The 9,977-nt window shown below is 52.8% G+C and carries 10 protein-coding genes, 1 pseudogene and 1 other annotated feature; of the genes and pseudogenes, 1 reads left to right on the top strand and 10 read right to left on the bottom strand.

The window, feature by feature from the left end:
- The 6 genes from B3W37_RS09915 to B3W37_RS09890 form a co-directional block, all read right to left on the bottom strand.
- The coding region (locus tag B3W37_RS09915; RefSeq protein WP_483175616.1) for a class I tRNA ligase family protein at positions 1-926 on the bottom strand (926 nt) is incomplete at its 3' end.
- Positions 927-1,051: 125 nt separating this feature from the next.
- Positions 1,052-1,274, bottom strand: a binding site (T-box leader).
- A gap of 1,145 nt (positions 1,275-2,419) precedes the next feature.
- Positions 2,420-3,046, bottom strand: a complete 627-nt coding sequence (gene nth / locus B3W37_RS09910) for an endonuclease III (RefSeq protein ID WP_483175600.1) — start codon at positions 3,044-3,046, stop codon at positions 2,420-2,422.
- 88 nt (positions 3,047-3,134) lie between these two features.
- On the bottom strand, positions 3,135-3,857 hold the full coding sequence (locus B3W37_RS09905) for an amino acid ABC transporter ATP-binding protein (protein ID WP_483168677.1): 723 nt from the start codon (positions 3,855-3,857) through the stop codon (positions 3,135-3,137).
- Entirely contained in the window at positions 3,854-4,564 is a 711-nt protein-coding gene (locus B3W37_RS09900) for an amino acid ABC transporter permease (protein ID WP_483168679.1), read from the bottom strand. The genes B3W37_RS09905 and B3W37_RS09900 overlap by 4 nt, the downstream gene beginning before the upstream one ends.
- Before the next feature lie 79 nt (positions 4,565-4,643).
- Complete coding sequence (locus B3W37_RS09895) at positions 4,644-5,447, bottom strand: transporter substrate-binding domain-containing protein (protein WP_483168680.1); 804 nt, start codon at positions 5,445-5,447, stop codon at positions 4,644-4,646.
- 416 nt (positions 5,448-5,863) lie between these two features.
- Positions 5,864-6,757 (bottom strand): LysO family transporter, encoded by an 894-nt coding sequence (locus tag B3W37_RS09890; protein ID WP_481038303.1) that lies wholly within the window; start codon positions 6,755-6,757, stop codon positions 5,864-5,866.
- A 393-nt stretch (positions 6,758-7,150) separates the two neighbouring features.
- On the opposite strand from B3W37_RS09890, the gene B3W37_RS09885 reads away from it, so the two are divergent.
- Positions 7,151-8,020, top strand: coding sequence for a DMT family transporter (locus tag B3W37_RS09885; protein WP_483168681.1), 870 nt, complete (start codon positions 7,151-7,153; stop codon positions 8,018-8,020).
- A gap of 34 nt (positions 8,021-8,054) precedes the next feature.
- Here B3W37_RS09885 and B3W37_RS09880 read toward each other — a convergent pair whose 3' ends face one another.
- From B3W37_RS09880 to B3W37_RS09865, 4 genes and pseudogenes are all read right to left on the bottom strand, one after another.
- Positions 8,055-8,417: an ATP-binding protein gene (locus tag B3W37_RS09880; RefSeq protein ID WP_483168683.1), complete on the bottom strand. Its 363-nt coding sequence runs from the start codon at positions 8,415-8,417 to the stop codon at positions 8,055-8,057.
- Positions 8,418-8,659: 242 nt separating this feature from the next.
- The gene (locus B3W37_RS09875) at positions 8,660-9,169 is read right to left on the bottom strand and encodes a CGGC domain-containing protein (RefSeq protein WP_483168684.1); all 510 of its coding nucleotides are present in this window, start codon (positions 9,167-9,169) and stop codon (positions 8,660-8,662) included.
- A 91-nt stretch (positions 9,170-9,260) separates the two neighbouring features.
- Entirely contained in the window at positions 9,261-9,593 is a 333-nt protein-coding gene (locus tag B3W37_RS09870; RefSeq protein WP_483168685.1) for a cupin domain-containing protein, read from the bottom strand.
- Positions 9,594-9,722: 129 nt separating this feature from the next.
- Positions 9,723-9,977 (bottom strand): annotated as a pseudogene (locus B3W37_RS09865) (hydroxylamine reductase); the annotation flags it as partial.

Raw genomic sequence — 9,977 nt, 5'->3', positions numbered from 1 at the left:
TGAACACATCCGGTACCGGCCTCCAGGGTGACGTGCTCGCCCAAGACCACCAGGGAGTCGCGTTCGAAAAAGGGATGGGCGCAGACAATCAGCTCCAGTTCTTTGCCTGCAAATTCCTGCAAGATCTTGGTATCCTGCCATTCCAGCTCTTGGCTGACCTCCTCTAAAAGGCCTTTGGCCAGGAGGTATTTTTCATTGCCGGCCTGAACCAGCACATATTCATAATCGGGATGCAGGGAAATACCGGTATTGGCCGGCAGGGTCCAGGGGGTGGTGGTCCAGATCACCACAAAAGCGTCTTCAGGCAGCACTCCTTTGCCGTCCTTGACCGGGAATTTTACAAAAATCGAAGGCGACACCTTGTCTCCGTATTCCACCTCGGCCTCGGCCAGGGCGGTTTCGCAGTCGCCGCACCAGTACACCGGTTTGAGGCCTTTATAAATGTAGCCTTTGCTGGCCATAGCCCCGAAGACCTGAATCTGTACGGATTCAAAAACCGGGTCCAGGGTCATGTAGGGGTGCTCCCAGTCGCCTCTGACCCCCAGGCGCTTGAACTCGCGGCGCTGGATGTCCAAATATTTCAGGGCATATTGTTTGCAGTGGTTTCTGAACTCCACCACATCGGTGCGGTGACGGTCCAAGCCCAGGGCCTTGATGGCCTGCTGTTCGATGGGCAGCCCGTGGGTATCCCACCCCGGCACATAAGGCGAATCATAACCGGACATGGATTTATATTTGACGATTATGTCCTTCAATACCTTATTCAAGGTGTGGCCGACGTGAATGTCCCCGTTGGCATAAGGCGGCCCGTCATGCAGTATAAAAGTGGGCCGGCCGGCGTTTTTGTCCTGCACCTTTTCATAAATCCTGGTCTTTTCCCAGTAATCCAAGATTTCGGGCTCCCGGGTGGGTAGATTGGCCCGCATGGGAAACTGCGTTTGGGGAAGATTCAGGGTTGCGTCATACTTACCTTTTGCCAATGTGATTCACCTCAAGTCTTAATTTGCTGGCGATTTGGCGGGAGGCCGCGGGAAAAATAAAGCCCTCCATCCTCAGGGACGAAAGGCCTCTTCCGCGGTACCACCCATCTAGCGCCTGCCCAGCCGCAGACACCGCTTTTCCGCTCTATAACGCGAGCAGACGTTCAAACCTACTATAAGTTCGGGTTGAAGGCTCCCGGGTGATCTTCGTCGAAATGGGAGGAGCCGGCTTGCACCCGCCCGGCCTCGCTCAACCTTAACCAAGTCGATTACTGTCCCGTTCTCAGCCGCTTATTATCATGGTTAAACCGAAAATAATAATTTATTGTAGCATATCCCCTCGTGGCTAGCAAGCAATCCGCAAAGAGGGCTGCTGGGAAGCATCCCCACCACTGCTCGAGGTTGTGAAAATTTATATATCGATTCTTGCCGTGGGGCGGTGCTATTATACTGAGAGTTATACGTTACACCTCCACCTTAAGATGACTCCACTCGATTTCTCGGCAACATGCTATTGCCGCTTTTTGCCGCAATCATATACCAATACTTGATGTTCAGCTTTAAGGCCCCCCATTCTTTATCCGGCCAAAAAAATTAGTGAAAAAAAGACACTTGGCAATAGTGATTTAGTTTAGGCTTACACTATTATTAAAATTTTTCTTACGTATCAAGTCAGAGATTAAGCTGTGAAGTTTCAGCGGTTTAAGGCCATTTGAGCCTTTTGCCATGTCTTATGCGTATGATTTCCGTTAACTGCATTCGTGGTTTATTTCAGCATTTTTTGCAAATTATTTATATTTTGTCGACTTTGGCTGCCTTCGTTCGTATTTTTCTTACGTTATTGTAATGTTCGCGCAGTATATTGTTTTTTTTTTCACTATGCTATAATGAGTATAATCATAGAGATATTTAGAGAATCCCGGTTCATTATGACTTTAATCAGCCTATCTTAATCGGGAAATCACCTTCAAGTCATTAGCTGTTGGGAGGAGAATAGCGAGATCAGCTCAGACCCGCGCGGAGGGTCTTGTTAAAGCATTTAATCATTGGTGGTTTGGGGTTCAATACGCAGATCTTCGCTTCATGGCCCGCTGTCCCGGTTCAAGGCTTTCGCCGGGTAATCCTTTAGGACAGCAGATTCGGTTCCGGGATTAAAAAGCTGCGGTTAGACCGGTTGCATTTGTGACAAAGACCAGCAGCATTTCATTCCTTGACCGCATGCATTGAGCTATACTGCGAGAGCTACCGCCACTGGTGAAATAACCGGTGGCATATTTATATCCCGAGGGAATAGAGGGAAATAGGGGGGAACACGGGACGGTTTTTGCCGCTGATCAAGCGGCGGGGACCGTTCCAGTGTTTTTCTGAACGCAACTGGTTTGACAAAATAGCAGGTTGATAATGGAGACGGTCGACGGTCCCCTTGTGTCCCGGGAATGTCAGTCGATGTTTTTGGGGCACATCGATTCTAGAGGACAGAAACTGCATTGCGGGGAGCGGGCTTTGCACACCGCCCGCCCGTGACTTATCAAGAGGTGATGGGCCTGACCCCAGCGTTGGCGAGGAATCTGGGCTTTCAGGCCAGCTTCGGTTTGATGGGGCTGTTTGGCATCGACCAGTCCCAGACGGTTGCTGACCCGGTGGACATGAGTATCCACCCCCAGACCCGGCAGACCGAACCCTACCGCCATAACCACATTGGCACTTTTGCGTCCCACCCCGGGGAGTTCGATAAGCTCTTCAAATGTATGCGGCACCTCCCCGCCGTATTTTTCGACCAGGATTTCTGACAGGGCTTTGATATGGCGGGCTTTGTTGCGGAACAGGCCCACTCCTTTAATGAGCTCCTGCAGTTCCTCCATCGGCAGATATGCCATCTCTTGCGGGGTGGAGTATTGGCTGAATAATCTTTTAGTAACCTGATTAACCTGCTCGTCAGTGCTCTGCGCAGACAAAACCACCGCTACCAGGAGCTGAAACGGGCTTTGAAAATTCAGCCTGGTTCCCGCCTGCGGATAGGCATCCTGCAGAATATCCAAAATTTTTTGGGTTCTTTTACGGCTCATGCTCTTTTACCTGAGGCATGGGGACGGTTCTTTTGCCTGCCTTCGGCAGGCAAAAGAACCGTCCCCATGCCTTTTCCATTAATTTGCTTTACAGAACCTTGCTCAGGAAGGACTGAGTACGCGAGTTTTGCGGATTGTCAAAGATGTTGACCGGTGAGCCTTCCTCCATGATAATCCCTTCGTCCATAAATATCACCCGGTGCCCCACTTCGCGGGCAAAGCCCATCTCATGTGTGACCACCACCATCGTCATGCCTTCATGGGCCAGGTCTTTCATGACCGATAATACCTCACCTACCATTTCCGGATCCAGCGAGGAGGTAGGCTCGTCAAACAGCATGACTTTGGGATGCATAGCCAGGGCCCGGGCGATGGCCACCCGCTGCTTTTGTCCCCCGGAAAGCTGCGCCGGATAGACGTGGTCCTTGTCCGGCAGCCCCACTTTGCGCAAGAGGCCTATGGCGATTTCCTCAGCCTGTTCTTTGGGCATGCCTTTGAGTATTATGGGGGCCATGGTGATGTTCTCCAGGGTGGTTTTATGGGGAAACAGGTTGAAAAGCTGAAAAACCATCCCCACCTGCTGGCGCAACGCGTTGATATCGGTCTTGGGGTTGGTGACCTCCACCCCGTCGATGAATATGTGCCCCTGCTGAACCGTTTCCAGTTGATTGATGCAGCGCAGCAAAGTGCTTTTTCCGGAGCCGCTGGGCCCGATCACACAGACCACTTCGCGCTCTGCGACGTGGAAATCGATGCCTTTTAGGACTTCCAGGCGACCGAAATTTTTGTGAATGCCTTTGACTTCTATCATTCTGTCGCCAGTCTCCTTTCAATCCAGTCCCCCATCATGGCGATGGTCTTGGTCATTATATAATATACCACGCAGACAGCGCCCCACACCCAGGCCGCTTCATAGGTGGTGGAATAGAGCAGTTTGCCGCGATGGGTCAATTCCATAACTGCGATCACCGAAACCAGTGAAGTGTCTTTTAACAACATGACGAATTCATTGATCATGGGGGGAACCACAATTTTATAGGCTTGCGGCAATATCACGTAACGCATCGCCTGACTGCCGTTCATGCCCAGCGAGCGGGCCGCCTCCATTTGCCCCCGGTCCACCGCCTGAATGCCGGCTCGCACGATTTCTGCCACATAGGCGGCGCTGTTGAGCGAACAGGCGATAACGCCGGATAAAAATGGCCCGCTATCAATAAATATGGGCAAGATGCCGAAGTGAAAAAGCATTACTTGCACCAATAAAGGGGTCCCGCGGAAGAAATCAATATAAATGACGGCTACTGAACTCAAAAGCCGCCAACGGGACATCTTCATTAAGGCAATAATGAGTCCCAGCACCATGCCCGCAGAAACGGACAAAACCGTCAGTTGTAGAGTTACCAGGCCGCCCTCAATGAAGTATGCCCAATTGGAAGCAACCACGTTAAACCCATTAATAGCGGTTAATTTCTCCCATAGCGTGGCACCGAACAACATCGGATATGGCGTTATGGCCATTGGCTGTTTTCTCCTTCCCAACGAGATGCCTGAAAGAGCGAGAAGCCTCTCGCACTTTCAGGCATCAATGAGTCTGTTCTTACTCGCTGAACCACTTCTTGTAGATCTGATCGAATTCTCCGCTGGTCTTGAGTTTGGCCAGACCTTCGTTTATCATCTGCAAAGTCTCGGCATCGCCCTTCTTGATGCCGATGCCGTACTGATCATCAGCCTGGAAGATCTCGCCCACCACTTTGATCTTGTCTTTGCCGTCGGTCTGCATATAATAATCGGTGACCGCCCAGTCATTGATAACTCCTTCGGCCCCGCCCTTTTCCAGTTCCATAAAGGCTTCACCGATACCGTCAAAAATACGCACTTGAGTCTTGGGGTCTTTTTCCTTCAGTTTCTCGGAAGCAGCGGCTCCAATGGTGCCTACTTCAGCAGCCAGTTTTTTACCGGCCAGGTCGTCGTATTTATTGATGGTGGTATTGTCAGCGCGTACCGCTACAATGAGGCCGCCTTTGAAATAGGGATCACTGAAATCAATGGCTTTCAGGCGATCCTCGGTGATGGACTGCGCCGAAATAGTGACATCCACTTTGTCGGCCTGCAAGGATGGAATCAAAGCGTCGAAGCCCATGCTCTGAATCTTGACTTCATAACCCTGAACCTTACCGATAGCCCGGATCAAGTCCATATCGAATCCTATGAAATCACCGCTGGCCTTGTCCACAAATTCGAAAGGCGGATATGTAGCTTGGGTGCCGACATTGAGGACTTTTGCCGGAGCAGGGGTTTGGGCCCCCGGCTGGGGTGCGGGTTCTTTCTGGGCGCATCCGCCCACGGCTGCCAGGCTAAAGACCAGCATGGCAACCAACAACAGTTTTAAGTGCTTTTTCATGCTCTCCTCATCTCCCTCTTTTGTTTTCTGGGTTTCCCACGATCTCAACAGACAAGTTAATTATACATGTAACTACCCGGCTCGACAACAAAAAGGGTTTTTCGCCAGAAGGTAAATGCAGTAAAGGCGGACACTGAAATTTTCATGCCGATTATTCGCCGCCTTTAAGGGCGCCGCGGGCATATTGGGCGTCGTCGAAATGTTGGAATTGGCGGGCCTCTACTATAGGGTTGGGAACGTGTTGGGGCGGAGCTTGTGAGCAAGGGAGGTCATAAGATTACAACAAGGTGACAAGGTCAATATCGCCATGCACAGGCGACAGACTGTGTCGGGAATAGAGCGGCCGTGAAAACGGTCAGGTCTGCCAGGAAACGGCGGCAGCTGATATGTCCGCCCGTTATCATTATAAGGAATGGCTAGGCCAGGCCATAAAGCAGCATAAGCAGGAGCGGCACCGCTACAGACAAAACCACTCCGTTGAAGATTCCCAAAAGGGTGTACTCTTCCGGCAGACTGCGTTTGATAACCGGCAGGGTCACATCCATGGTGGAAGCCCCTCCCACCCCAAAAGCAGACAATTCTGAAAAGCGGGACAAGAACGGAACTGCCGCAAAGGTGAGGATTTCCCGCAGTATGTTGCTAAGCAGGGCCAGGAGGCCGATATCGACGCCGGATTGATGGGTGATGACCACCGAAGCGAAGGAATAGAATACCATCGTCCCGCCGATGGCTGCAGAGTCCACCGGATCGAGCCCGGTGAAGAGGCCGGCCAGGAGGCCTCCCGCTACGCTGCCGATAGTAACCATGACCGGCACCATGGCATACAGCCATATCTTTTTGGTCTGGGTGATGAAATGCAGTGAACCGCGAATGGTCACCCCTATAGCGGTGCAGATAATTACCAGCGACAGGTTGAAAAGCACACCGGCCAGATTGGCAGGCATGGTGATCCAGTATTTTCCGCTTAATACCCCCAGGATGACGCATAAGGCGATGATTCCGATCAGAAAGGCTTCCCGTCCCAGGCCTGAACGTTCGCGGGGTTTTCCGCGGCGGATGAAGCGGTGGATGAAAAGCCGCTCATAAAGAAACACCGCCAGCACGCTCACCAGGCTCGAGGCCAGACAATAAAGCAGAGCTTGGGCCCCCAGGATGGGAATAGCCCGCATGATTTCCTCACTTCTGCCCAGATTCATACCCATGGCTATCAATAAAATATAAAGTCCGACGCGTATCATCCGGTCCGACCAGCGTAATAAGCGCTTGCTGAGTACAAATCCAATTATTACGCAGATGGCAACCAGCCACATGGCAATGCCCCCTCAAATGGCTTCGCTTTAGCTTTCCCCAAGCTAGGGGATTTGATTTCGCCACTATCTATCATACAATTTTTCGCCAAAAATTTACAGGGTGTAATGGGGGATTATCAGGTTTCAGTACAGCCTTACAGGGAGGTTGCCGGGCTCTATGGCAACAATCTTGCCTCAGGAGATTATAGGAATTTACATTGGGGAGCGGCTGAACTTCTTTTTCTCAAGCGGAATTCAGACGTTCGAGGCTGTTCATGCCGCTGGATTAGCAGCGCCGGACGAACACTCGGCCCGACTTCAGTCTGTATCGGGGCTGCCTTGACATCGCACTGCTTTCGGGTGTTGCTTCCCGGTTTATATAGTGCTAACTTAAAAGAGTTGGGGGATGAGGATTTGTTAAAAAGGCTTGATAAAGGACTTCAGGCTGATCTGGGCATGTTGATGGTGGCACTGGTGTGGGGCGCCACATTTGTTATCACCAAGCAAGCCCTGCTTGATATCGGACCTTTTATGTTTCTGGGGATACGTTTTCTCCTGGCTTTTTTGGTCCTGGTATTACTCAGCTTTGGGCACCTGCGCAAAATAAATAAGCAGACTGTTTTGACCGGTATTTTCATCGGGTTCTTTTTATTTGTGGGCTATATTTTTCAGACCGTGGGGTTGCAGTACACCACCTCTTCCAACGCCGGCTTTATCACCGGTTTGAGCGTGGTTCTGGTGCCTTTGCTGTATCATCTCCTGGAGCGCTCTGTGCCGCACTGGTCGACACTGCTTAGCGCCGCAACAGCTGCCCTGGGGCTTTTCCTGATGTCAGTTCCGGCGGGCTCTTTCCGCCCCGGGTACGGCGATCTGCTGGTGCTAGGCTGCGCGGTCGGCTTCGCGGTGCATATCATCCTGGTAGACCGCTACTCCCACAATTTTGGGGCCACAGCCATCACCGCGGTGCAGATATTTACGGTGGGGATTTTGTGCCTGGCCATCGGCCTGGTAGTCGAGCCCGGGCGGATCGTTCTGACCGTCCCGGTGATCAAAGCCATCCTGATCACTTCCATTTTCGCCACCAGTCTGGCCTTTTTGATCCAGAACGCCATGCAAAAATACAGCACCCCTACCCGCTTCGCAGTAGTTCTTGCCATGGAACCGGTGTTTGCCGGTGTTGCGGGCTACTGGTGGGCGGGTGAAGTGCTCTCGTCGCGCGCTTATCTGGGGGCCCTGCTGATTCTCCTGGCCATGCTGATCGCTATCCTCATCGCCCGCAAGTAGCCCCCGCCGCATGTCGCGGGGACGGCAGACCGGCTTAACCGTGGATCAGGCCGGGCAGGCATCGGGTGCAAACCCAGTGGCTCTCCCCATTTTTGCGGACCTGCAAGAGGTAGTGTTCGGCTTCGCTGTGCCGGCACAGGTGGCAGCGCAACAGTTCCTGCCCTGCTGGGTCACGGCCGATATCTTCCGGGATCTCCACTGCATCTGACCTTCGTTGCAAAGACAGGGCTCCTACCGGGCAGGCCCCTATACACACTCCGGCTCCATCGCAAAGCTCCGCGCTGATTACTTTGGCCTTGCCGTCTACCAGCGCCAGAGCGCCTTCCACGCAGGGTGAAATGCACTCGCCGCAGCCGTTGCATAATTCTTCATCAATCTTTATAACTGTTCTCGCCATCTCATCTACCTCCCTGGCAGAATTTCTTGTAGTATTCCCAATCGGGGGTTGGGATCTTTATGAAATGCGGTTTAATCAGGCCAACAAAGCCGTTTAATAGCTCGGGCGGAGTCATGCGCTCACCCGGTTTGCGCAAGGCAAGACCGTTCTCACTTGCGTTTGGGTTCTGTACGCACCTCGTTTACGCCAGCCAGAAAACCTTCCCGGCTTGCGCCAGGCAGCGTCGCTAAGCGCCCGGGTTTTTAATGATGGGTTCCTTCTATTACTTTGAGGCCTTTGCTTTCCAATGTCTTTTTTATTTGTTTGACATGGGGGCAGCGTGGATAATCCTCTTCCAGGAGCATGCAGGACGATAAGTGCACCACATCCACCCCATAGCGCATTAAGCTGTCCACCAGGCGAAATACCCGCCGTCCCGGACAGCCCCCGCAGGTAAAAAACCCCACCAGTTCTATATCGCCCGGGTAGTCCTTGAAATGGCTTTCCCGGCGGTTGAAGGACTTCAAACAGGCCACCCCGGGGCAGACCTCGGATACAATTTCGCAGCGCACCACCGCCACCCGGGTTTTGGAAGCATCGGCTTCCTTTCCGATGTAGCCCAGGTATTTGGCCTGCGCTGCGGTGACATCGCTTAGCTCAACGGTATCGGCTCCTTTTTTGCGCACCTCTTGCTCGACCGCGCGCCGGGCCATTTTGCGTACAAACCCGGGCACTTTCTCCAGGGCTTGCTGAGCTTCCTCGCTCCATTTCACAGTATAACCCTCCGCATTTTAAAGAGTCCGCCCCTGTACAGGGGACGGGACTCATCCGGCCGGATTCGCTGCCTGTAGCCTATACCCGGCCTCAGGAGCGGATCATGACCAGCATCATTTTAAATCTCTCCGGAGCGTGCAGGGCGTGCGGCTCTCCGGCGGGCATCATGATGACCTCTCCCGCTGATACCTGATGGGGCGCCCCGGAAACGGTCACCTCGCCCTTCCCGTCCAGGATATACACCAGGGCATTATACGGTGCGCTGTGCTCGCTCAAGCCCTGTCCGGCATCGAAAGCAAAAAGGGTTACGGTTCCGGTGGGCCGGGCTATCAGGGTGCGGCTGACCACGGACTGCTCCTGATATTCGATCAGTCCGGCGGCAGCGGCGCCGTTTAGAATTTTTTGATCAGGCTGCTTGTTCATGAGCTTCACTCCTTTACTCAAGATGTGGAAAAAGCCCCCCGGGGCGGTCAGCCCGCCCCAGCAGGGAAGAAGAATTATATTGAAGTTGGCCCCGGGTTGATCAGCCGCGGCCAATATTTATTTCAGCGCTTAGCCTAAAATGGCTTGTAAGTCCTGTTCCGGTTCGCCTACCGCCTGGATGCCGAAGTTTTCCACCAAGACCCCCAATACGTTGGGGCTGACGAAATTAGGCAGGCTGGGCCCCAGGCGAATATCTTTGATGCCCAGGTACAAAAGGGTCAGCAGTATCGAGACCGCCTTTTGCTCATACCAGGATAACACCAGTGAAAGAGGCAGGTCATTGACCCCGCAGTTCAGAGCCTCGGCCAGGGCAACTGCGATTTG

The sequence above is a fragment of the Syntrophomonas sp. UBA5494 genome (genome assembly GCF_002426325.1).
This window is presented reverse-complemented; position numbering and strand designations above follow the sequence as displayed.

Bases quoted from the DNA above. Each gene is read 5' to 3' on its own strand.
- nth (WP_483175600.1), bottom strand. From the start codon at position 3,046: ATGAGCCGTAAAAGAACCCAAAAAATTTTGGATATTCTGCAGGATGCC.
- B3W37_RS09890 (WP_481038303.1), bottom strand. From the start codon at position 6,757: ATGTGGCTGGTTGCCATCTGCGTAATAATTGGATTTGTACTCAGCAAG.
- B3W37_RS09870 (WP_483168685.1), bottom strand. From the start codon at position 9,593: ATGAACAAGCAGCCTGATCAAAAAATTCTAAACGGCGCCGCTGCCGCC.
- B3W37_RS09900 (WP_483168679.1), bottom strand. From the start codon at position 4,564: ATGGCCATAACGCCATATCCGATGTTGTTCGGTGCCACGCTATGGGAG.
- B3W37_RS09905 (WP_483168677.1), bottom strand. From the start codon at position 3,857: ATGATAGAAGTCAAAGGCATTCACAAAAATTTCGGTCGCCTGGAAGTC.
- B3W37_RS09895 (WP_483168680.1), bottom strand. From the start codon at position 5,447: ATGAAAAAGCACTTAAAACTGTTGTTGGTTGCCATGCTGGTCTTTAGC.
- B3W37_RS09880 (WP_483168683.1), bottom strand. From the start codon at position 8,417: ATGGCGAGAACAGTTATAAAGATTGATGAAGAATTATGCAACGGCTGC.